Origin of the sequence: Niabella digestorum (genome assembly GCF_036409055.1) — a bacterium.
Classification (GTDB): domain Bacteria; phylum Bacteroidota; class Bacteroidia; order Chitinophagales; family Chitinophagaceae; genus Niabella; species Niabella composti.
The window spans coordinates 233,319-256,752 of record NZ_JAZGLY010000002.1; the positions used below are offsets into that span (position 1 = coordinate 233,319).

The following is a 23,434-nucleotide window of genomic DNA, read 5'->3' on the forward strand; positions in this document are numbered from 1 at the left end:
GCTCCTTAGCGATAGATATAAGAAGGGTTTCTGTAAGGATTATTGTACCAGCTAGCATCTATTTCGCGCACAAAATTTTCGATTTCTCTGTCGAAACTTTCTTTGAGATTATATTCCTGTTTGAGATTGCCGCCGTAAAAGAAGGCTATTGTCTGATACAGTCGAGCATTCAAACTACCCTTATACTCTTTCAATATTTCGTAACAATTGTTGCCGGTTTGTCGGTTAATAAGCTTCATTAGTACTTTCCCTTGGTATACCGATAAGTTACTCAGCGGTTCGGCAAATTTCTGTTTGAGCTCTTTTTCTCGGGATTTTATAATTGCTTTCCGGTCTTTCTTATTGCCGGCAGTTTCCAATTCCTTATTGATTTGATTGATAATATTGCCGGCTATGCGTGCATAGGGATAGCATACATATACTGCATTTCTAAGGCGATTATACTCTCGCTTTACCTGTTCCAGTTTGGCTGGCGGTAACTTGGAGATCCATACATTTTCCTCCTCGGCATAAGGCATTATTTTAAAAGAATCATAGTCGGTACCGTACCAAATGGCACCTACCACAATGGTATCATAAGGCCCCCAGTCTTTCATAATCTCTTCCATGCTGGGCCGTGGAGGAATGCGCGAGGGATCGACACTTGTTTGAGCATTGCTGATTAAAGTGCTCATAAGTGCGAAGGCAACACTTACTAAACTAGCGATATGTTTGCGAAGGGTACTCAAAGCACTAGGTTAAATAGCAATTTACTGCATTTTTATTTATACTCATTTTAATGAATTGATAAGGAAATCTTAATAGTCATTACAATCGTTGCAACAGTGTGGCGATAAGGACGGCCGTAACGGTATTGAGAAAATTTACCATATTGTTGGTAAGATAACCTTTGTCTTCATATGCGGCTCCTAGTAGCGAATCCATGATGTTGCCTGCTGTTCCGGCTATAATAATTATCAACAAGTCAAAACTCACCCCATAGAATATGCCGTAAATTAGGGCAATGAGAGTACTGCCTACTATTCCCCATAACGTACCCTCACGGCTAATAATGCCGTTGCCTCCTTTTTTCGCTGGTTGAAAACTGAGAATATGAAAGAAGCGCTTGCCGTATACATTTCCCAGTTCTGAAGAAAAGGTATCGGCTGTGGCGGCAGCAAAACATGCTGCAACCAAAAGCGGTGTATTGAGGTGCGATTTTGGAAATAGCAGCGAAAGCATCCCGATGATTGCAGCCGCTCCTGCGTTGGCAAATACCTGTCCACTTTTGCGGCGTCCCTTGTCTTTTTCGGCCAAGCCCGCCTGCTGTTTAAGCTCCATTTTCCAGGAAGTAACCAATACACCCATTATAAAAAAAGCGGCCATCAGTATCACACCGACAACACCACAGGTGATATAAATGAGGGTACTCAAAATGCCGCCCATCAAAGCCGCTGCAATAGTGAGTTTGCGAAGTTGTACACTCAGCAGCATGCCGGCTACCACTATTATAGCGAATATGATATGGGCGCTATTCATCTGTATATCTTTATAAAACGGGCGGTTTTTATTTTACAAGATTGCACAAAAATATATTTGGTGATTACATTTTATGAATTAAATTTGCACTCCATGAGAACAAAGCAATTTTTTACCGGGTTTTATTTTTACTTCTTTTTTACCAAAAAAATGAAGCCGGGATTGCTGTAGTTCGACTCAACTAGGATAATAATAGTGAAGGTATAAATGAATCCCGGCTCCCAAGGCCGGGATTTTTTTGATACCTCTCCCAGAAGTATTTCCGAGAAGGGGTTCACTGAAAGCAAATAAATAACATAAGATGACCAGTAAGAAAGAGGAATCTAAAAGTAAAGAAGGAGATGCCCCTTCACTGACGGAAGAGGTTGCACCTCATATTGCCATTCAGGGTTATGAAGGATGTTTTCATCAACAAGCCGCACAATACTATTTTGGCAAACATGTCACAGTAGAATGCTGCGCTACTTTTAAAGAAGTGATTGCGGCCGCTAAGGATAAGAGCAGAACCGACGGCTGTATCATGGCGATTGAAAACTCCATTGCCGGCAGCATTTTGCCCAACTACAATTTGTTGCAATCTAGCGGATTGAAAATAGTGGGTGAAATTTATATGCAGATTCATCAAAATTTGCTGGTGAATCACGGAGTAGAACTGGAAGATATTAAGGAAGTGCATTCGCACACTATGGCCTTGCAACAGTGTTATGAATTTCTCGATCAGTATAAGTGGAAACTGGTAGAAACGGAAGATACAGCCTTAAGCGCTAAGCATATTGCACAATATAAAAGCAAGCATATTGCAGCAATAGCTAGTACATTGGCCGCTGAGATTTACGACTTGAAGGTGTTAGCTCCTAAAATTCAGACTTTAAAAAAGAACTATACCCGCTTTCTGGTATTGAAGAGACCGGAAGATGTGAAAGAAGAGCAGATTGGCAACAAAGCTTCGATTAATTTTAAAACTATACATAAAGAGGGAGCATTAGCCAGAGTGTTGGGTGTGATTGCCATTCATAAAGTAAACCTCTCTAAGCTGCAGAGCTTCCCCATTCCGGGTTCGGATTTCAAGTATCAGTTTCACGCCGATATGGAATTCGACAACATTAAAACATTTCATAGAGTTATCGAAAAAATTACGCCGCTGACAGAGGGTATCAAGATTTACGGTATTTATAAAAAAGGTATATGGAAGTAGCCAACAGATTAAAAGGTGTAGGCGAATATTATTTCTCAAAGAAGTTAAGAGAAATTGACGACCTGAATAAACAAGGAAAAGATATTATCAATCTGGGTATCGGGAGTCCTGATTTACCTCCACATCCTGATGTGGTAAAAGTATTGTACGAAGAGGCCCAGAAACCCAATGTACACGGTTATCAAAGTTATAAGGGTAGTCCGGTATTGCGGAAAGCGTTTGCCGACTGGTATCAGCAATGGTACGGTGTGACGTTGCATCCGGATACAGAAGTCCTACCTCTCATTGGTAGTAAGGAAGGTATTATGCACATCTGCATGACTTATTTGAATGAGGGAGATGCGGCGCTGGTACCCAATCCGGGATATCCTACTTACAGAAGCAATGTCACTATTGCCGGAAGCACTTGTATCGATTATGATCTGAAAGAGGAACATCATTATCAACCTGATTTTGCGGCGATCGAAAAACAAATTACCGAATACAACAATAATGGTAAAGGCAGTGTGAAATTGTTTTTTGTAAACTATCCGCAGATGCCCACCGGTCAGCGTCCCGATAGGAAGGTATTTGAAGCGTTGGTGGCATTTGCAAAAAAACATCAGCTTTTGGTGGTGCATGATAATCCTTACAGCTTTATCCTGAATGATGAGCCTATAAGTTTGTTAAGTGTAGCGGGTGCTAAAGATGTGGTGATTGAACTCAATTCGCTGAGTAAATCACATAATATGGCTGGATGGCGTGTGGGTGTATTGTGTGGTGCGGAAGCACGCATTAACGAAGTGCTGCGGTTTAAAAGCAATATGGACAGCGGTATGTTCCTGCCACTACAACTGGCTGCCACAAAAGCATTAACATTGGGAAAGGAATGGCATGATGAAGTAAATAAAGTATATCGTGAGCGTAGGGAGAAAGTGTTTCAATTGCTGGATATACTAGAATGCACTTATTCCAAAGATCAGGTAGGTATGTTTGTATGGGCACGTATTCCCGAGAAATATGACAACTGTTATAAGGTGGTGGATGATGTATTGTATAAAGCCAATGTATTCATTACACCTGGAGGTATTTTCGGCAGTGGTGGAGAGCAGTACATTAGAATCAGCCTTTGCGGTTCAATAGCTCGATTTGAGCAAGCTATCAGCAGAATACAACAAAGCCTGATATCATAAGACAGCAATAATAGAATAGTAGTGGTTTGCGCCCACTTCATAGAACAAATAGCTAAAGTAAAATGAATAAACGTAAAAAAATAGCAATAATAGGAGTAGGGCTTATCGGAGGTTCGATGGCATTGCAGCTACATGAGAAAAAGTTGTCCTCCAAATTGATTGGTGTGGAGAACAACCCGCAGCATGCCGAAGAAGCTCTGGAAGCGGAGCTGGTAGATGAAATATTGCCCTTGGATGAAGCTATTAAGGAAGCAGAAGTGATTTTTCTGGCGGTCCCCGTAAATGTACAAGTGGATTTATTACCCAGAATTCTGGATAAAGTTACCGACCAGATCGTGCTGGATATGGGCTCTACAAAGGCGGATATCATCGCTGCGGTTCAGAAGCACCCCAAGAGAGGTCGGTATGTAGCTACTCACCCTATGTGGGGTACGGAGTACAGTGGCCCCAAAGCTGCAGTGCGTGGTGCTTTTGAAGGAAAGGCTGTGATTCTTTGTAATAAGAAAGACAGCGATCCCGATGCGGTAGAGTGGGTAGAGAAAATGTACACTAAAATAGGAATGAAGCTGGTGGAGATGGATGCCCGGGCGCATGATTTGCACGTGGCCTATGTGAGCCATATATCACATATTACTTCTTTTGCACTAGCTAATACTGTATTGGAAAAGGAAAAAGTGGAAAGCGCTATTTTTCAGATCGCTTCAGCAGGTTTTGAAAGCACGGTGCGATTGGCCAAAAGTAGTCCGGCGATGTGGGTGCCGATATTCCTTCAGAATAAAGACAATATTTTAGATGTACTCACGGAGCATATCGACCAGCTGGTGAAGTTTAAAAATTATATCGCCAACAGTGATCAGGAAAACTTACGATCGTTAATCGTAGAGGCGAATAAAATCAGACGAATCATAAAATAAAAATTAAATTTGCCGGAGTTTGTATAAGTATCAAACGGATTTTGAATATTTTTTAAAAAGTTTGAACAAAAGCTTACGGTTATTAAATAACATCAATAATTATTTCGCATGAGCACTCAGCAATTATCAGCAAAAGAGAAAATTCAGGAATTATGGGGCACGCGTCCTTTAATTATTAGCGGTCCCTGTAGCGCCGAAACGGAAGAGCAGGTTTTGGAAACGGCACAACAGCTGGCTGCAACTGGAAAGGTAAATATGTTGCGTGCCGGAATCTGGAAACCGCGTACTAAACCAGGTATGTTTGAAGGAATCGGTACCAAAGGGCTACCTTGGTTACAAAAAGCAAAAGAGCTTACAGGCTTACCTACAGCTGTAGAGGTAGCTACTGCCAAGCAAGTACAGGATGCACTTACTTTTGATGTAGATGTATTATGGATTGGTGCACGCACTACCGTAAATCCTTTCAGTGTACAGGAAGTGGCTGATGCCCTGCGTGGTGTAGACGTACCTGTGTTAGTGAAAAACCCCATTAACCCTGATCTGGAATTGTGGAGTGGTGGTGTAGAGCGTATTGCTCGTGCAGGTATCAAAAAATTGGGATTGATTCACCGCGGATTTTCTTCTTACGGAAATACACAATTCCGCAATGCACCGATGTGGCATCTGGCCATCGAAATGAAATTGAGATACCCTGAATTACCTATTATTAACGACCCTTCACATATCTGCGGTAAAAGAGATACGTTGCTCGAAGTAGCACAGAAGGCCATAGACCTGGATTACGATGGATTGATGATTGAAAGCCATATTGATCCAGACAATGCATGGAGTGATGCTAAACAACAGGTAACTCCTGCCCGTCTGAAAGAAATGCTGGAAACCATCATTTGGAGAAAAGAGGATGTAGATAATAAGGATTATCATCAGGCACTGGAAAAGCTGCGTCAGCAAATCAACCATCTGGATGATGAGATACTGCAAATTCTTGCACAGCGCATGAAAATTGCGGATCAGATAGGGCAGTATAAAAAAGAAAATAACATTACTATTTTACAGCCCAATCGTTGGCAAGAAGTGATGGAAAAAACTATTTCACGTGGTGAAAACTTAGGTCTTAGCCGCGATTTTCTGAGCAAGTTCTTAGATGCCGTGCATCTGGAAAGCATCAATCATCAGAAAAAAATAATGGATGCTTAAGTCTGATTGAATTGCTGAGTGCGAAATAAGCGCTACCCGTAAAGGCCTACATGGTAGGAAGTAGCATACAGGTATTTCCTACTATGTAGCTATCGGGTGTGTTCCATCTTACAAGATTCTGTTTGCTGACTTTTTACAATGAGCGATATTATTACCTCTTCTTAGAATCGATAAAACGATAGAATTTGGTTCAGACTTATAAATTCTCCAACGCTGCTACCGACTTTTACTTCAACAGCTCTTTAAAAGAGTTGGGTAAGATTATTGATAGAAAGCATACTTTTTTCATTACTGACCAGCATATATTTAAAGCTCACGAAAAGAAGTTCAAAGGGCTGAATACGATAGTGATTCCGGCGGGCGAAGAACACAAAAAGCAAAGTACTGTAGACGATATTATTTTAAAACTAATTCAGTCGAAGGCTGACCGCAAATCGGTGCTGGTAGGAGTAGGCGGTGGTGTGATTACCGATCTTACAGGTTATGTGGCTTCGGTGTACATGAGAGGCATCCGCTTTGGATTTGTACCTACTACGGTACTGGGGCTGGTGGATGCATCCATAGGCGGAAAGAACGGTATTGATGTAGGAGTGTACAAAAATATGGTGGGCGTAATTCGTCAGCCATCTTTCATTCTGCACGATCTTGCACTGCTTCAGTCGTTACCTCAGAAGGAGTGGCAGAATGGGTTTGCAGAAGTAATCAAACATGCTTGCATTAAAGATGCGGCCATGTTCAAAGAACTGGAGCAGCATCAGTTGAGCGATTATCAAAAAAACAAAACACTGCTAGCCGATCTGGTACGTCGCAATGCGCTTATAAAGATTAAGGTGGTTCAGAAAGACGAGTTTGAAAAAGGAGATCGTCGATTGCTCAATTTTGGCCATACAATCGGTCATGCTATCGAAACACAGTATGCGCTGATGCATGGTGAGGCAGTATCTATAGGAATGGTGTATGCTTGCGATATCGCGCAGCAGTTAAAAGGCTTTGCAGGAAAAGAACGCGTTCGTTCGCTGATAGCGCAATATCAGCTGCCCACGCACATCAACTTCGATGCCGCTAAGGTATTTGAAGTGCTGACGATGGATAAAAAACGTGTACAGAAGGAGATGAATTTTGTGTTGCTTGAAAAAATCGGTAAAGGAGTAGTACATCCTATTCCGCTCAAACGATTGGAAAGCATCATCAAGAAATTACAATAAACAAAGCGGCGGCTTTACCTGTCGTCGTCATACTATCGACAAGTGCGATAATAAATAAAAGGAGAATGAAGATTACAATTTCACCCTCAGCATTAAAAGGCGATATACTAGCCCCGGCTTCCAAAAGCTCCATGCAGCGCGCGTGTGCAGCTGCATTAGTTGCAGCGAAGCGCTCAATAATATACAATCCCGGTCATAGTAATGATGATAAGGCCGCTATGGGTATCATTACAGCCCTAGGAGCCGTTATCGAAAAAGCTCATGAACAAATTACTGTAGATAGCACTTCATTTGCCAAGGTATTGGATACCGTTGCAAAACAGCAGGAAGCAGGTGAAGCGCTTACCATTAACTGCGGCGAAAGTGGGTTAAGTATTCGCATGTTTACGCCACTGGCGGCACTTACCAATAAGAAGATTACCATTACCGGTGAGGGTAGCTTGGTGACAAGGCCAATGGACTTTTTTGATGAAGTGCTGCCTCAATTGGGTGTACAGGTGCAATCAAACGATGGCAAGCTGCCGCTTATTATACAGGGGCCCTTACAGCCCAAAAATATCACCATCGACGGTTCATTGAGCTCACAGTTCTTAACCGGATTGCTGCTAGCTTATTCCGTAGCGCAGATAGATCCTGCCGAGGGGAAAGAAATTTCGATAAAGGTTAGCAATCTTAAAAGCAAACCCTATATCGATCTTACACTGGATGTGATGAAGAAGTTTGGCCTGCGTGTACCGGAGAACCGCAACTATGAGGAATTTGTATTTGATTATTCGAAGCCTCATCCGGATGTAGAACGTGAGTGTAATACGTATACTGTGGAGGGTGATTGGAGTGGTGGAGCCTTTTTGTTGGTAGCAGGAGCTATTGCAGGCGATATTACCGTAAGAGGATTAAGTATGGCCAGTACGCAAGCCGATAAAAAAATAACAGAAGCTTTAATGGCAGCTAATGCGGGGATGGCTATCGATGCAAAAGGTATCCATCTTCATAAATCGGAATTGAAAAGTTTTGAGTTTGATGCTACCGATTGTCCAGATTTGTTCCCTCCTTTAGTGGCACTTGCCGCTTATTGTAACGGTGTTACTAGTATTAAAGGGGTTACGCGTTTGGCGCACAAGGAAAGTAACAGAGGGCTTACCTTGCAGGAAGAATTTGGAAAAATGGGATTACGTGTGGACTTATATGGAGATATCATGCATATTCACGGCGGTAGTGGATTGAAAGGTGCGTTGGTACATTCGCGTCATGACCATCGTATCGCCATGGCCTGTGCCGTAGCCGCATTAAGAGCAGAGGGGGATACGACGATCGAGGAGTCGCTTGCAGTAAACAAGTCGTATCCTGACTTTTATGATCATATAAAGTCTTTAGGGGCGAAAGTGAGCGGCGGCATTGACTGGAAAGGCGCGCTAGTAGACAATTAAGAAATGAATTATAATCGGAACAATAAAATAGCGTAGCAAGAAGCTACCATTTGTTCAATCGTTGAAAAATAAACAGTATTATGAACAGTTTTGGTAGATTATTTCGGGTACAGATATTCGGCGAATCGCATGGGGATGGTGTGGGGGTGGTAATTGATGGTTGCCCGGCGGGATTGGACGTTCCTGTTGAGGATTTTTTGCCCGATATGGAGCGGCGGAAGGGTGGTACCCAAAAAGGTGCTACACCACGTAAGGAAGATGATATTCCTATCATTAAAAGTGGTGTGTTCAACGGAAAAACTACCGGTTTTCCCATCATGATATTCTTTGAAAACAAGAATACCCGCAGTTCCGATTATGAGAAACAACGCAGTTTTCCCCGTCCCGGTCATGCAGATTTTGTAGCGCATAAAAAGTTTGGAGGATATGAGGACTACCGTGGTGGAGGACATTTTAGTGCCCGACTAACCACCGGAATTGTAGCAGCGGGCGTGATTGCTAAAAAATTGCTGAAAGGTATTTCTGTTGAAGCAAAAGTAATTGAAATAGGCGGTGAGTCGGATCTTGAAAAAGGGTTGCAAAAGGCCATTGATGCCAAAGATTCTGTGGGAGGTATCATCGAATGTAGGGTAAACGGAGTGCCGTTAGGCTTGGGCGAACCGCATTTTGATTCGGTAGAATCCCTGATAGCACATGCGATGTTTTCCATCCCTGCGGTAAAGGGCGTTGAGTTCGGCTCCGGATTTGCAGCTGCGAGGATGTTCGGCTCCCAACATAATGATCCTATCGAAAATATGGAGGGTAGAACCACTACTAACCATGCCGGCGGTATAGTGGGCGGAATTACTAATGGTAATGAACTGGTATTTAGAATCGCGGTAAAACCCACCGCATCTACCCCAAAAGAGCAGTTTAGCCTTAACTGGGACACCGGAAATATGGAACATTTTTCGGTGAAAGGAAGACACGATTTATGTGTGGCACTTCGAGCCCCGGTTATCGTAGAAGCCGCTACAGCTATAGTTCTTGCAGATTTAATGCTGCAAGAAGGCAGGATCCCAAGAGTACTGTAATGGTCGTTACTATGCACATACATGTGCATAAATTTTTCTATATGAATGGCTTTTGGCATGTTTTTTAATAGTATATAGGTATATATATTATTAATTTCAAAAACATTGAACTATGACCATTTTATCTTGGATCCTTTTTGGATTGATTGCCGGTGCCATAGCAAAAGCATTGCACCCCGGTAAAGACCGGGCGGTTGGATTATCACTATTATCATCGGTATAGCCGGAGCACTACTCGGAGGCTGGATTAGTACTTTATTAGGTACACCTGTTACTGAAAATTGGAGTTTTAAAGGATTTTTATTTGCTGTAGTAGGATCCGTAATACTACTATGGCTTTATGCAATGCTCACTAGGAAACGCACCTGAGGGTTGGAACGACATTATTGGTAAAAAACCATCCGTAAGTGGATGGTTTTTTTATGATATTTGTTTTCTAAACTATTTTATAAATCAACTGTTATACTATTTTCATTTCCTAAGGCGAGTACCGATATGAGTTTTCAAAAGCACAGCATATCTTACGATCAGACAGGCTATTTTTCCAACATAGTATCGGATTACCTTAATGGAGATGAAAAACTGCGATGTTTTTACGAATATTTCCCATCCGAAACTAGTGTTGAAGCTGCTATTCTCAGAAAAAAAGAGTTAGAAAATCGCAATAGGGCCCATCTTGCAGAGGCATTATTAACTCAGTATGCATCGTTGGAAGCAGCGGATAAAGTGCAGGAAAATATTCAGTTGCTACTGGATGCTAACACATTTACCATTACTACTGCTCATCAGCCCAATATATTTACCGGTCCGCTTTATTTCATCTATAAAATTCTCCATGTTATCAAATTAGCGGAATATTGTAATCATAAATATTCCCAATACAAATTCGTTCCTGTATACTACATGGGTAGTGAAGATGCCGATTTGGATGAGCTGGGACATATTTATTTGAATAATGAAAAACTTGCCTGGCAGACGTCTCAGTCTGGTGCTGTAGGAAGAATGATTGTAGATGAACAGCTATTGCATCTGGTGCAGCGTATTGAAGCTGAAATAGGTGTATTACCTCACGGGCAAGAGATAATGGATACGGTAAAAAAGTATTATCAGAAGGGAACTTCTATTCAGCAAGCGACTTTGGGTTTTGTTCATCATCTTTTTGGCAGATATGGACTGATTGTCGTAGTTCCCGACAATGCGCAATTAAAGGCAGCGGCTATAGATATATTTAAAGATGAATTATTGCATCAGCGTTCTTCGGAGATTGTTGAAAAAACTATTCAGCAGTTGAGTGAGGCCGGGTATAAAGTTCAGGCACACGGTAGGGATATCAATCTTTTTTATCTGATGGATAACGGTGCCCGCCTGCGTATCGAAAAGCGCAATGACAAATGGCATGTATTGGATACTGATATCAGTTTTACCGAAGCAAGCTTGATGCAGGAATTAGAAAAACATCCTGAGCGATTTAGTCCTAATGTGATTTTGCGAGGATTGTTCCAGGAGATGATTTTACCCAATATCATTTTTGTGGGGGGTGGGGGCGAGCTGGCTTATTGGCTGGAGTTGAAAGCTATATTTCAGCATTATGGGGTGGCTTATCCCATATTAATACTGCGCAACTCATTTTTGATTGTAAATGGCAAGTATGCACAGCAGCGAGAAAAATTACAATTTACCATACAGGATTTGTTTAAAAATGCACAGCAGTTGCAAAACGAATGGGTGCTGCGAAATTCTGCTAAAAAGCTGAGTGTGGACGATTCTATTGCTGCAATAGATACTTTATTCGAGAAACTTTCTCATCAGGTAGCCACTGTTGATACTACTTTGAAAGCTCATATTGAAGCATTGCACAAGCAGTCGGAAAAGAAAATCATAGAAGTGGGTAAAAAAATCCTTCGGGCAGAGAAGCGTAATCAAGCCAATGCTATGCAGCAGATTGCGCAACTAAAACAGGCACTTTTCCCTAACAATAATTTGCAAGAGCGCATCGACAATATACTTCCATATTACGCAGTGTGGGGAGCGGACTTTATCGATACGCTTTATCAGTACTCCAACCCTTTTGAGCAGGCGTTTGTGGTATTAGAAGAAGCTTAATCAAAGCTATTTTCGTAGCCTTTCTCTTTTAGATTATTCACTTTACCCAACACTTCACGCTCCAGTTTGGCTTTGTAGGCAGCTACATTTTGGCCGATGGTTTCATTATAGGTCCCGATAATCTGAGCTGCCAGAATACCCGCATTTTTTGCTGCATTTAAGGCTACTGTAGCCACCGGCACCCCATTAGGCATTTGCAAAATTGACAATATACTATCCCACCCGTCAATAGAATTGCTAGATTTTACCGGTACACCGATTACCGGTAATGGTGTAATGGAGGCTACCATTCCGGGTAAATGGGCCGCACCTCCGGCTCCGGCTATAATCACTTTTAGTCCGCGCTGTTGGGCAGTTTTGGCATATTCCACCATTCTAATAGGGGTGCGATGTGCAGATACAACAGTAAGTTCATAACCTACACCCAATTCCTTTAAAATATCAGCTGCAGCTTGCATTACCGGTAAGTCGCTGTCGCTGCCCATGATAATTCCTACTTCTATTGCCATACACAAAGGAACAAATAAAATTGTCTGTAACAAAAGTTTTTATTCATAAGTTATAAACGAACAATTTAATATGTATCTAATTGAAGACTGTTAAAGATATCTTATAATGAAGAAATTTTACAATATATCAGTATTGATGAGCGTTTGGTTAAGGTTTTATCAGCGTCTAATTGCATGTAAAATTGGCTTTATATAAGCCGCATTGTGTAAAAGAAAAGAGAAAGGGTACAATATGCGACTAAGTAAACTACTACTATTTATTGGGTTGAGTGTTTTTGTGATTGCGATGGTTTCTTGGACTATTACTTCTATTGCATCTGAGAAAAATAATAGCATCGGCACAGTAAGTGCTCCGGCTTCTAATGAGAAAACAGAAGGTGATGCTGTGCAATTGATGTACGATAGTCTGGAGCTGGATGAAAAAGGTTTGTCGCGCGACGCCTTCCATTACGCCATATACGGGTTTAAAAAATTACAGGAAAAAGGTCAGCTACAGAACGACTCTATACTTACTGTGGTAGACTTTGATCAGCCTAGTTATAAGAAAAGGATGTATGTGATTGATGTGCGTAATTTGAAAATCCTTTTTCATACACTGGTGGCGCATGGCAAAAATACCGGTAAAGAAATCGCTCAATTCTTTAGCAACAGGAAAGAGTCTCATCAAAGTAGCTTAGGCTTTTATCTTACCGATGTTACCTATTACGGTAGTAAAGGCTATTCTTTAAAATTGAAAGGACTGGAGAAAGGTGTTAATGATAATGCTATGCGCAGAGCTATTGTGGTACATGGAGCTCCATATGTGAGCGAGTCTTATATTGATGAACAGGGATATATCGGCCGTAGTCTAGGCTGCCCTGCTGTACCTGCCGAGCTCAGCAAACCCATTATTCAAACGATAAAGAACGGCTCTTGCTTTTTTGTTTATAACAAAAAGTATCGCCCGTCAGCACCTTTTAGACCAGAGGCAGAGCCTGCTTAGGATTCTTTAATAAAAAATTTGTGTTCAATTTATTTGCCTCCTATCTTTGCTGATATGATGAATGTGAACAATACTTTCTTTTGGTGGTGGTGGCACACAAACTCTTCTGGGGTATTGTAATGCCATGCATTTCCAAAAAGAATGAATGATATTCAAGAACCCCGGAGTGAATCCGGGGTTTTTTGTTAATTTCCGGCCTTTAGCACATGATACCAACTGCTAGGCTCCTTTAACTTAATAAAAGAACCATGCAAACAGTAAAAATTAAAACACATGTAACATCCATGCTGGCCGATGTGTTTACGCCAGTGGGTATTTATTTGCGTCTGCGTGACCGATTCAGAGATACCGTATTGTTGGAGAGTACCGATAATCATGCTCTGGAGAACAGTTGGTCTTTTATTGGGGTGAATGCCGTAGCAGGTATCGAAATTGGTGCTGACAATAAAATTGAATTCAAGCTGCCAGGCGGTACTCCCGAAACGATACAGTTAAAGGGGGATGAGCCCATATCGGATGTGTTGAACAACTTTATGCGGAGATTTGAGGTAGAGGGTGAGGCTTCTAAGGTGGCCACGTTTGCGCAAGGATTGTACGGGTATACCTCTTACGATGCCATAAAATTTTTCGAAACTATCCCTGGCGCAGTATTTCAAAATGATCCGGATGCAATTCCGCTGATGCGCTATCGTTTGTATCAGTATGTAATCGCCATCAATCATTTTAAAGACGAGCTCTTTCTTTGTGAAAATGAAATTCCGGGCATTCAAAGTGAGAAGGATATTGTGCTGTCGCTGATTCGCGGGCGCGATGTTCCGGTTTATCCCTTTAAGGCGGTGGGAGAAGAGCGTTCCAATATGTCTGATAGCGATTTTATCGAAATTGTTAAGAAGTGTATTGCGCACTGTTATCGGGGAGATGTGTTTCAGATTGTACCCAGTCGTAGATTTCAACAATCGTTCATAGGAGATGAGTTTAATGTATATCGCACTTTACGCAATATCAATCCCTCTCCTTATCTGTTTTATTTCGATTATGGCGATTATAAATTGATGGGCTCATCACCAGAGTCGCAGCTTATTATCAGGGATGGGAAAGCCATTGTGCATCCGATTGCAGGCACGGTAAAGCGTACTGGCGATGAAAAGATAGATAGGGAAGAAACCATCCGTCTACAGAATGATCCCAAAGAAAATGCTGAGCATGTAATGCTAGTGGATCTGGCGAGAAACGATCTGAGTCGAGGCTGTACCAATGTTCATGTGCATCAGTTTCGCGAAACTCATTTTTATTCGCACGTTATCCATTTGGTGAGTGAAGTAACCGGTGAGGTGAACCAATCAGTAAATTCTTTCGAGCTTTTTGCTAAAACATTTCCGGCAGGAACTTTAAGCGGAGCTCCGAAGATTAAAGCCATGCAATTGATTAGTGAAATGGAACCTACACCCCGTGGCTATTACGCCGGAGCAGTAGGGTTTATGGGTTTTAATGGTAACTGTAATCAGGCGATTATGATCCGCACTTTCATGAGCCGAAATAATACATTGTATTATCAGGCCGGTGCTGGCGTGGTGGCGGCAAGCATTCCCGAAAATGAATTGCAGGAAGTAAATAACAAACTAGGAGCACTTAAAAAGGCAATAGTAGAGGCACAGAAAGTACAGTAATGGTAGCATATATGTTAGTGCTATGTGGGTTAACAATATTCAATTTTTAATTTTTCATACTACATGAAACTGTTAGTTTTCGATAATTACGATTCTTTCACATATAATCTGGTACACCTGGTTGAAAAAATTATCGGCCAGAAAGTAGATGTTTTCAGAAACGATCAGATTCCTTTGGAGAAAGTAAAGCAATACGATAAAATTATTTTATCTCCGGGGCCGGGTATTCCAGAAGAAGCCGGATTGTTATTACCCTTGATAAAAGAGTATGCTCCCAGCAAATCCATACTGGGTGTATGTTTGGGGCAGCAGGCTATCGGTGAAGTGTTCGGGGGTAAACTAACCAATCTTTCTAAAGTATATCATGGGATTGCTACTCCATGTAGAATTATAGTAGAAGACGAAAAGTTGTTTAAAGGTCTTCCGGAGCATATTGAAGTGGGACGGTATCATTCGTGGGTGGTGGATAGGGACGGGTTCCCTGAAGAACTTGAAATTACTGCTGTAGACGAGCAAGATTTTGTTATGGCATTGCGCCATAAAAAATATGATGTGCGTGGTGTACAGTTTCATCCAGAAAGCGTGCTTACTCCCATGGGAGAGCAAATTATGCGTAACTGGCTAAAAGCGTAGCAATCACGTGATGTGCTGAGATATTTCAGCTTTTTATCAATCCGCAACATAAACACAATTTCAATGAAAAAGATACTGTCTTTATTGTTTGAACATAAAACTTTGGACAGGCAAACAGCGAAGGAGGTGCTTGTCAACATCGGCAGAGGTGTATACAATGAGCATGAAGTAACGGCATTCATGACGGTGTTTCTGATGCGCAGCATCGGGTTACAGGAGCTGCAGGGTTTTCAGGATGCTTTGCTAGAGCTTTGTCTGCGCATGGATTTTAGCGAATGGGAAACTGTAGATATTGTAGGAACCGGTGGAGATGGTAAAAATACTTTCAATATTTCTACATTGTCGTGCTTTATTGTTGCCGGAGCAGGTGTAAAAGTGACCAAACACGGTAATTATGGTGCCTCAGCAATTAGCGGCTCCTCTAATGTGATAGAATCACTAGGGTATAAATTCAAGAATGATAATGCAGCACTGAAACGTGAACTGGATGAAGCCAATATATGTTTCATGCATGCTCCTTTATTTCACCCTGCTCTAAAGAATGTAGCTCCAATTAGGAAGAATCTGGGGATGCGCACCTTCTTCAATATGCTGGGACCGCTAGTGAATCCTGCATTTCCTACATACAGCGTTATAGGAGTGTATAATCTGGAAATGGCGCGTCTGTATAACTATCTTTTCCAACAAAAGGAGCGCAATTTCGCTATTATACACGGACTGGATGGCTATGATGAAATATCGCTTACAGGAGATAGTAAACTGATAACAAAACAGGGAGAGAAAGTATTAAGTGCCATTCAGCTTGCCGGCTTGGAAGTAAAGCCTGAAGCTATTTCGGGTGGGCAAAGTGTTGAAGAAGCTGCGACTATTTTCAAAAATATTATAAATGGAGATGGTACTCCTGAACAGGAAGCTGTAGTATTGGCTAATGCCGCCGTGGCATTGCAGGTTACGGGTCAATACAACAGTTATGAAGATGCATTTGCAGCAGCAAAAGAAAGCTTAAAGAGCGGCAGGGCAAAAGCTTGTTTAGAAAAACTAATTTCACTACAGTAGCGCATATGAATATTTTAGATACCATCGTTGTACATAAAAAAGCGGAAGTTGCGACAAGAAAGAGTCAAACCTCAATTAAGGAGTTAGAGGCAAGGCCGGCATTTTCTATTCCCGTGCGATCGCTTTCCGATTCACTATTACAAGAAGGCAGTACCGGTATTATCGCGGAGTTTAAAAGAAAATCGCCTTCCAAAGGATTTATAAAAGAGCACGCTAACGTAAACGAAATTACAACAGCGTATACCCAACACGGAGCTGCCGCACTTTCAGTGTTGACAGATGAAAAGTTTTTTGGTGGCTCTGATGAGGATTTGATGCAAGCTCGTAAGAATGATATTCCTATTCTACGAAAAGATTTTATTGTAGATGAGTATCAGATTGTAGAAGCTAAGTCCATTGGTGCGGATGTTATTTTATTGATTGCAGCGTGTCTCACTCCTCAGGAAGTGAAACATCTAGCTGAATTTGCCCGTTCATTGGGATTGCAGACGATACTGGAATTGCATGCAGAAGAAGAGCTCGCACACATCTGTGATGCCACTTCTATTGTAGGAATCAATAATCGTGATTTGAAAACTTTTAAGGTTGATATAGAGCGCAGTCTTCGCATGGCGGAAAAACTTCCGGCTCATACTATTAAAATTGCGGAAAGCGGTATTAGTAGTATCGAAAATATTGTATTGTTTAGAAAAAACGGCTTTAAAGGATTTCTTATCGGCGAGCATTTTATGAAACAAGCCGATACTCCCGCGGCTTTTGCTGCATTTGTGCAAGAATTACAATCTGCACTCTAATTTGTTTTTGATTACGCTCATTTGTTATGCATCGTGTCAAGATAAAAGTATGTGGAATGACTTCTTTACAGCAGGTTCAGGAACTTGCTGCTATGGGAGTGGATTTTGCAGGATTTATATTCTATGAAAAATCTCCTCGCTATGTAGGAGCTAAACTGAGTGCGTCCGATATTAAAGCGGTTACCTCTATACAGAAAGTAGGGGTGTTTGTAAATGAAACTGTAGAAAAAATACTGCAAATAATCGACGATTACGGGCTCGATATGGTGCAATTGCATGGAGATGAGACACCGGCATTTTGTCAGTCTCTTAAAGACAGGGTAACTGTGATGAAGGTTTTTCGTGTAAAAGGAGATGAAGATGTGCAACAGCTGGTGCAACCTTATGAAGACGCTGTTCATTATTTTTTGTTTGACACAAAGGCGCAAGAATACGGAGGTACAGGAAAGCAATTTGACTGGTCCGTTTTGAAAAGTTCCTCTTTAAAAATACCCTATTTCCTCAGTGGAGGAATAGGCCCAAATGATGCGGATGCTATAAAAACATTTATTGACGAAGAGGATGTATTTGCAATTGATATAAACAGCCGCTTCGAGCGGCAGCCTGGGGATAAGGAAATTGATAAGATTCGCCACTTTGTGCGTCAATTATCGTAGAAGTAGGTTATCTTTAAATAGTCTTTTTCCCAATTTTATGATTCATGCCAGATTATTTCAGTGGATTTGCTCTCTGGGCCTGATTTTACTGGTATCTTGTAATGTACAAAAACAAATTGCAAAAGGTCCGGCTAAAGAATTACTGTCAGCAAAAGGAATGGCAAATGCCCACGTCGGCATTAGCATCTATGATCCGCAAACAGGTAAGTTTATCTTTAATCATAACAGTGATAAATATTTTGTTCCGGCCAGTAATACTAAGATTCCTACCTGTTATGCTGCAATGAAATATTTGAAAGATAGTCTCGTCGGACTAGAAGTCAGCGAATATGCGGATAAATTGGTAGTAAGGGGTACGGGCGACCCTACATTGTTGGACCCTGAATTTAGTAATCAGCCTGTATTTGATTTTCTGATGAAGGCAGAAAAGCCTATTTATGCAGCTACCGATAGTATTAAAACAACAGCATGGGGGAGTGGCTGGAGTTGGGGGGATTATGATGCCAGCTATATGCCAGAACGTTCTGCTTTGCCTATATATTGCAATCTAGTTTGGTTTTATGGCAAACAGCAGGATGGAACATTAAGATACTTTCCTCGAAATACTGATTCTAACTTATATTGGCAAATAGAGACTATTGGAAACAAAAGTAATCTAACCAATGTCACTCGACGACTTAGGAATAATAGTTATCGCCTCTATTTGAATGGTGATGCTGATAAGGAGATTAGAGTGCCCTTTATAACTAATAAAAAATTGGGATGGCAATTACTCGCCGATACTCTCAAAAAGCCTATTCATTTTCTCAATGATGCTACGGAGATAAGAGGTCAAGCCAATAGATATGTTGTTTACTCGCAGCCGCTGGATTCTATGCTACAATTGTTAATGCATAGGAGCGATAATTTCTTTGCCGAACAAACTTTATTAATGGTAAGTAGGGCTGTGTTGGGTACTATGTCTGATGCCGATATTATTAAATATATATTGGAGCATGATTTTAAAGATTTACCACAAAAGCCCCGCTGGGCCGACGGTTCGGGACTCAGTCGCTACAATTTATTTACTCCTGAAGATTTTGTTGCGATTCTTCATAAAATGCAGCAGGAGTTCGGAATGGAACGATTAAAAGTTATTTTTCCCACCGGCGGTGAAGGAACGCTTAGCAGCTATTACTTAGATGCCCAGAATAAGATATTTGCCAAAACCGGTACGCTTAGTGGCGTAGTAGCACTTAGCGGATACATATTTGTTGAGAGTGGTAAACAACTGATTTTTTCGATATTGGTGAATAACCACCATGCCAGTGCAACTGAAGTGCGCAAGGCGGTGGAGCGGTTTTTGCGATCTGTATACAGGAAGTACTAATAAAAAAAATCCATCTCCACATGAGATGGATTTTTTTATCAAAAGGTTTTTCTTATTGTCTTCCTTTTTTTATTTCTTCAACTACTGCTGGATCTAGCAATGTAGTAGTATCACCTAAATTGTCCACATCGCCCTCTGCAATTTTACGCAGAATGCGACGCATAATCTTACCGCTTCTAGTTTTAGGTAATCCGCTCACAAACTGTATTTTATCGGGTTTGGCTATAGGGCCGATAATTCTGGATACAGTAGCGAGAAGGTCTTGTTTGGTCAGTTCTATATCTTCTTCTCTATAATGCTTGTTATCCAGCACAACATAAGCGTATATACCCTGACCTTTTACTTCGTGCGGATATCCTACTACGGCGCTTTCTACCACGCCAGCCATCATGTTGATAGCATTTTCTACTTCTGCGGTTCCGAGCCTGTGGCCACTTACGTTTAGTACATCGTCTACGCGACCGGTAATACGAAAGTTGCCTTCTTCATCTCTTAAAGCACCATCACCGGTAAAATACTTACCAGGATAAGCACTGAAATAATTTTGACGGCAACGCTCATGATCGCCCCAAGTAGTACGCAGAATACCCGGCCATGGCATAGTTATACAAAGATTACCTTTATAGTAATCGTCAGTCAGCTCGGTGATTTCCTCGCCTTTATCATCTACCAGTACGGGTTTTACTCCTGGCAGTGGAAGTGTTGCCCAGCTGGGTTTTGCAGGCGTGATACCTGCTAAGTTAGAGATGAGGATTCCTCCTGTTTCTGTTTGCCACCAGGTATCCACTATGGGGCATTTTTTCTTACCCACATGTTCGTGATACCAGTGCCAAGCTTCCTCATTAATAGGTTCGCCTACAGTACCCAGCACTTTTAATGAGGAAAGATCCTTACCTTCTAAAGGTTCCAGCCCATAACTCATCAAAGAACGAATAGCGGTAGGGGCTGTATATAAGATGTTTACTTTGTGTTTTTGTACAATATCCCAGAATCTTCCTGCATCGGGCCATGTAGGAATACCTTCAAACATAAGACAGGTGGCTCCAGAGAGCAAAGGACCGTACACGATATAGCTGTGGCCTGTGATCCAGCCTATATCAGCTGTACAGAAGAAGACATCGCCGGGATTGTACTGGAATACGTTTACAAAAGTGTAGGCAGTCCAAAGCATATAGCCTGCAACGGTATGCACTACCCCTTTAGGTTTTCCGGTACTACCGGAGGTATATAGGATAAATAAAGGATCTTCTGCATCCATCTCTTCGGCCGGCGCCTTTAGTGCCTCGTCGTGCATGGTTTCGATAACATCATCTACTTCATCTCTCCACCATACATCACGCCCTTTGATCATACTTACCGGAGTACGTGTGCGCGTATGTACAATTACTTTTTTAACAGTAGTGTTGCCTATCAGTGCATCGTCAATAATAGCTTTCAGGGGGATATCTTTAGCACCGCGATAGGCACCATCGCAGGTGATGATATATTCTGCCTGGGCATCTTGCAGTCTATCTGCTATACTTTGGGCAGAAAACCCTCCGAATATTACTGAATGAATGGCACCGATTCTGGCGCAGGCTAATACAGCAATAGGTAACTCAGGAATCATGCCCATGTAGATACAAACCCGATCGCCTTTTTTTACACCGTTGTTACGAAGTACTTGTGCAAACTCACATACTTTGCGGTGCAGTACTTTGTAGGTAAGTGTTCTTGTTTTTTCTGAGGGATCGTTAGGCTCCCAGATGATGGCTGGTGTGTCGCCTAATTTTTCTAAGTGCCTGTCGAGACAGTTTTCGGTAATGTTTAGTTTAGCGCCTTCGAACCATTTTACCCGAGGTTCTGTAAAGTTCCATTCTAAAACTCTTTTACTAAAAGGCTGCTTTTTTTTCCATTCGAAGCAATCGGCTACCTCGCTCCAAAATCCCTCGGGATCTTCCAAGCTGCGCTTATAATCCGCATGGTATTGATCCAAGGATTTGATCTGAAAAGGATATGACATCGCAATTTATTTTTTTGGAGGGCTAATATAATAAAAACTATGTTGAATTGCAGGGCTCATAGCGTATTAAAATCTGTTGTTGTTAATATTTAAGCCAGTTTTAGTAATTATATTGAATAAATGTTTGTATTTATCCAATACAATACTGCCTCGGATTGTTCATATATAGTATATGTTAATCCGACGTCAGTAAATATTTGTTGGGTTCTTGGTAGTTAAACGACGGTTTTAGGCTTCCACAGCACCTCCTTCACCTTTAATCGAGCGGCTGTATATCTTGCCAAGACGAAGAGATAATCGCTTAATCGGTTGAGGTATTTGATAATAATTGCAGGAACGGGTTCTGTTTCCTGTAGGCGCACACAACATCTTTCTGCTCTGCGGCATACACAGCGTGCAATGTGCACTTGAGATACAGTGCTGTGCCCACCCGGTAAGATGAAAGCATTTAGTGGTTCTAATACTTCATCCATGCGATCGATTTCTTTTTCTAAGAATGCACAATCGCTTTCATAAACATCGGGGAGCGACATTTTTGTGCTTTTGAATGGATCACAAGCTAGCTCTGAACCGATGATGAACAGTTTGTCCTGAATTACTTCAAGCACCTGCATGCATTTTTTGTCCTTTATAAGGTCCTTGCAGAGTCCGATGTGGACATTCAGTTCGTCTATAGTTCCGTACGCTTCTAGGCGATCAGAGCCTTTGTTTACCTTAGTTCCACCTATAAGGGTGGTTCTACCTCTGTCTCCTGTCTTTGTATAAATCTTGTGTGCCATGCGGTGTTAGATTAGAGAGCTTAAGTTATTAAGATTGTTAGTAGAGTATATAGAAATAGTAGAGTATATAGAATTTGAGAATCGCATATACACATTACTTTTATGAATGAACGTGGTCTTCCACTTTTTCGTCGCTTTCGATAACTCCATCTCTCAAGCGTACGATACGATGAGCATGGCGGGCAATATCCTCTTCGTGTGTCACTAAAACTACAGTATTCCCTCTGCTGTGAATGTTACTGAAAATGTCCATGATTTCGTAGGAGGTTTTAGTGTCGAGGTTGCCTGTTGGCTCATCAGCAAGAATTAAAGAAGGGTCGTTTACCAATGCACGGGCAATTGCCACCCGCTGGCATTGACCACCACTGAGTTCGTTAGGTTTATGATGACTACGTTCGGTTAGGTTTACCATTTCTAGTACATGCATAGCCTTTTCGTTACGTATGTTTTTGGGCACGCCCGCATAAATCAGCGGTAGTGCCACGTTTTCGAGCGCTGTAAGTCGGGGTAATAGGTTGAATTGTTGAAATACAAACCCTATTTCTTTGTTTCTGATTTCAGCAAGTGCGTTGTCTGCCATCTTGCTTACATCGTGTCCGTTTAATATATAAGTACCGGATGTGGGACTGTCAAGACAACCTAGAATGTTCATTAAGGTGCTTTTTCCACTTCCGGAAGGACCCATTAAAGCTACATATTCATTTTTATAAATATCCAACGATATCCCCTTTAGTACGGGTAGCTCGTGCGGCCCCATGAAGTAACTTTTCCTAAGTTGTTCGATATGAATTATGCCCGACATAAATGGGTTCGTTGTATTTTAATTTGCAAATACAATACCACTCACTTGCAAATACAGTACCATTTTTTTTATGGATGACAGATTTTACTTCTTAATCACTTTCGGTACTAAGAAGAATCGGCCATCAGTTTCGGGTGCATTACTCAGCGCCTCCTCCCTGCTAATGGAACCTTTAATTTCGTCATCGCGCAACACGTTAACTTCATCGCTCATATGCATTAAAGGTTCTACATCAGCTAAGTTCAATTCTTTGAGTTTTTCCACGAACCCAATCATATTTTGCAAATCAGTTGCGATGTCTTTTTTTTCCTGCTCGGTAAATGTGAGTTTGGAAAGATGCGCTAATTTATCGATTAAAGATTCATTTACTTCCATTTATCA

The 23,434-nt window shown here is 41.5% G+C and carries 24 protein-coding genes; 17 read left to right on the forward strand and 7 right to left on the reverse strand.

Annotated features, from left to right (window positions below; translation table 11 throughout):
- Nucleotides 1-5: 5 nt before the first annotated feature.
- Both V2H41_RS03640 and V2H41_RS03645 read right to left on the reverse strand, forming a co-directional pair.
- On the reverse strand, nucleotides 6-728 hold the full coding sequence (locus V2H41_RS03640) for a DUF4294 domain-containing protein (RefSeq protein WP_330973767.1): 723 nt from the start codon (nucleotides 726-728) through the stop codon (nucleotides 6-8).
- 79 nt (nucleotides 729-807) lie between these two features.
- The gene (locus V2H41_RS03645) at nucleotides 808-1,518 is read right to left on the reverse strand and encodes a DUF92 domain-containing protein (protein ID WP_330973768.1); all 711 of its coding nucleotides are present in this window, start codon (nucleotides 1,516-1,518) and stop codon (nucleotides 808-810) included.
- 301 nt (nucleotides 1,519-1,819) lie between these two features.
- On the opposite strand from V2H41_RS03645, the gene V2H41_RS03650 reads away from it, so the two are divergent.
- From V2H41_RS03650 to bshC, 10 genes are all read left to right on the forward strand, one after another.
- Complete coding sequence (locus V2H41_RS03650; protein WP_330973769.1) at nucleotides 1,820-2,713, forward strand: prephenate dehydratase; 894 nt, start codon at nucleotides 1,820-1,822, stop codon at nucleotides 2,711-2,713.
- Nucleotides 2,704-3,885: a pyridoxal phosphate-dependent aminotransferase gene (locus V2H41_RS03655; protein ID WP_330973770.1), complete on the forward strand. Its 1,182-nt coding sequence runs from the start codon at nucleotides 2,704-2,706 to the stop codon at nucleotides 3,883-3,885. The genes V2H41_RS03650 and V2H41_RS03655 overlap by 10 nt, the downstream gene beginning before the upstream one ends.
- A 62-nt stretch (nucleotides 3,886-3,947) precedes the next feature.
- Nucleotides 3,948-4,799 (forward strand): prephenate dehydrogenase, encoded by an 852-nt coding sequence (locus tag V2H41_RS03660; RefSeq protein ID WP_330973771.1) that lies wholly within the window; start codon nucleotides 3,948-3,950, stop codon nucleotides 4,797-4,799.
- 108 nt (nucleotides 4,800-4,907) lie between these two features.
- Nucleotides 4,908-5,996 carry a chorismate mutase gene (locus V2H41_RS03665; protein ID WP_330973772.1) on the forward strand — a complete coding sequence of 363 codons (1,089 nt, stop codon included), beginning with the start codon at nucleotides 4,908-4,910 and terminating at the stop codon, nucleotides 5,994-5,996.
- A gap of 185 nt (nucleotides 5,997-6,181) precedes the next feature.
- Nucleotides 6,182-7,201: a 3-dehydroquinate synthase gene (aroB, locus tag V2H41_RS03670; RefSeq protein WP_330973773.1), complete on the forward strand. Its 1,020-nt coding sequence runs from the start codon at nucleotides 6,182-6,184 to the stop codon at nucleotides 7,199-7,201.
- Between the two features lie 65 nt (nucleotides 7,202-7,266).
- Nucleotides 7,267-8,628: a 3-phosphoshikimate 1-carboxyvinyltransferase gene (gene aroA / locus V2H41_RS03675; protein WP_330973774.1), complete on the forward strand. Its 1,362-nt coding sequence runs from the start codon at nucleotides 7,267-7,269 to the stop codon at nucleotides 8,626-8,628.
- A gap of 80 nt (nucleotides 8,629-8,708) precedes the next feature.
- Nucleotides 8,709-9,701 (forward strand): chorismate synthase, encoded by a 993-nt coding sequence (locus tag V2H41_RS03680; protein ID WP_330973775.1) that lies wholly within the window; start codon nucleotides 8,709-8,711, stop codon nucleotides 9,699-9,701.
- A gap of 112 nt (nucleotides 9,702-9,813) precedes the next feature.
- Nucleotides 9,814-9,924 (forward strand): GlsB/YeaQ/YmgE family stress response membrane protein, encoded by a 111-nt coding sequence (locus V2H41_RS13935; RefSeq protein ID WP_419784732.1) that lies wholly within the window; start codon nucleotides 9,814-9,816, stop codon nucleotides 9,922-9,924.
- A gap of 23 nt (nucleotides 9,925-9,947) precedes the next feature.
- Nucleotides 9,948-10,070: a GlsB/YeaQ/YmgE family stress response membrane protein gene (locus V2H41_RS03685; RefSeq protein WP_330974103.1), complete on the forward strand. Its 123-nt coding sequence runs from the start codon at nucleotides 9,948-9,950 to the stop codon at nucleotides 10,068-10,070.
- 126 nt (nucleotides 10,071-10,196) lie between these two features.
- The gene (bshC, locus tag V2H41_RS03690) at nucleotides 10,197-11,804 is read left to right on the forward strand and encodes a bacillithiol biosynthesis cysteine-adding enzyme BshC (RefSeq protein ID WP_330973776.1); all 1,608 of its coding nucleotides are present in this window, start codon (nucleotides 10,197-10,199) and stop codon (nucleotides 11,802-11,804) included.
- Here bshC and purE read toward each other — a convergent pair.
- Complete coding sequence (gene purE, locus V2H41_RS03695; protein ID WP_330973777.1) at nucleotides 11,801-12,313, reverse strand: 5-(carboxyamino)imidazole ribonucleotide mutase; 513 nt, start codon at nucleotides 12,311-12,313, stop codon at nucleotides 11,801-11,803. The two genes, bshC and purE, sit on opposite strands and share 4 nt — an antisense overlap.
- 232 nt (nucleotides 12,314-12,545) lie before the next feature.
- Between purE and V2H41_RS03700 the strand changes: the two genes are divergently transcribed.
- From V2H41_RS03700 to V2H41_RS03730, 7 genes are all read left to right on the forward strand, one after another.
- A complete protein-coding gene (locus tag V2H41_RS03700) occupies nucleotides 12,546-13,295 on the forward strand; it encodes a murein L,D-transpeptidase catalytic domain family protein (protein ID WP_330973778.1) in 750 nt (249 codons plus the stop codon).
- Nucleotides 13,296-13,543: 248 nt separating this feature from the next.
- Complete coding sequence (locus V2H41_RS03705) at nucleotides 13,544-14,962, forward strand: anthranilate synthase component I family protein (protein ID WP_330973779.1); 1,419 nt, start codon at nucleotides 13,544-13,546, stop codon at nucleotides 14,960-14,962.
- A 63-nt stretch (nucleotides 14,963-15,025) separates the two neighbouring features.
- Nucleotides 15,026-15,595 carry an anthranilate synthase component II gene (locus tag V2H41_RS03710; RefSeq protein ID WP_330973780.1) on the forward strand — a complete coding sequence of 190 codons (570 nt, stop codon included), beginning with the start codon at nucleotides 15,026-15,028 and terminating at the stop codon, nucleotides 15,593-15,595.
- Nucleotides 15,596-15,658: 63 nt separating this feature from the next.
- Nucleotides 15,659-16,651, forward strand: coding sequence for an anthranilate phosphoribosyltransferase (trpD, locus tag V2H41_RS03715; RefSeq protein WP_330973781.1), 993 nt, complete (start codon nucleotides 15,659-15,661; stop codon nucleotides 16,649-16,651).
- A 5-nt stretch (nucleotides 16,652-16,656) separates the two neighbouring features.
- Nucleotides 16,657-17,445: an indole-3-glycerol phosphate synthase TrpC gene (gene trpC / locus V2H41_RS03720; protein WP_330973782.1), complete on the forward strand. Its 789-nt coding sequence runs from the start codon at nucleotides 16,657-16,659 to the stop codon at nucleotides 17,443-17,445.
- A 56-nt stretch (nucleotides 17,446-17,501) separates the two neighbouring features.
- Complete coding sequence (locus V2H41_RS03725) at nucleotides 17,502-18,101, forward strand: phosphoribosylanthranilate isomerase (RefSeq protein ID WP_330973783.1); 600 nt, start codon at nucleotides 17,502-17,504, stop codon at nucleotides 18,099-18,101.
- 37 nt (nucleotides 18,102-18,138) lie between these two features.
- Nucleotides 18,139-19,470: a D-alanyl-D-alanine carboxypeptidase/D-alanyl-D-alanine-endopeptidase gene (locus V2H41_RS03730; protein WP_330973784.1), complete on the forward strand. Its 1,332-nt coding sequence runs from the start codon at nucleotides 18,139-18,141 to the stop codon at nucleotides 19,468-19,470.
- A 52-nt stretch (nucleotides 19,471-19,522) separates the two neighbouring features.
- Here V2H41_RS03730 and acs read toward each other — a convergent pair whose 3' ends face one another.
- From acs to gatC, 4 genes are all read right to left on the reverse strand, one after another.
- The gene (gene acs / locus V2H41_RS03735; protein ID WP_330973785.1) at nucleotides 19,523-21,472 is read right to left on the reverse strand and encodes an acetate--CoA ligase; all 1,950 of its coding nucleotides are present in this window, start codon (nucleotides 21,470-21,472) and stop codon (nucleotides 19,523-19,525) included.
- A 215-nt stretch (nucleotides 21,473-21,687) separates the two neighbouring features.
- A complete protein-coding gene (locus tag V2H41_RS03740) occupies nucleotides 21,688-22,251 on the reverse strand; it encodes a cob(I)yrinic acid a,c-diamide adenosyltransferase (protein WP_330973786.1) in 564 nt (187 codons plus the stop codon).
- Between the two features lie 100 nt (nucleotides 22,252-22,351).
- Nucleotides 22,352-23,053: an ABC transporter ATP-binding protein gene (locus V2H41_RS03745; protein WP_330973787.1), complete on the reverse strand. Its 702-nt coding sequence runs from the start codon at nucleotides 23,051-23,053 to the stop codon at nucleotides 22,352-22,354.
- Nucleotides 23,054-23,137: 84 nt separating this feature from the next.
- Nucleotides 23,138-23,428, reverse strand: coding sequence for an Asp-tRNA(Asn)/Glu-tRNA(Gln) amidotransferase subunit GatC (gatC, locus tag V2H41_RS03750; RefSeq protein ID WP_330973788.1), 291 nt, complete (start codon nucleotides 23,426-23,428; stop codon nucleotides 23,138-23,140).
- Nucleotides 23,429-23,434: the final 6 nt, after the last annotated feature.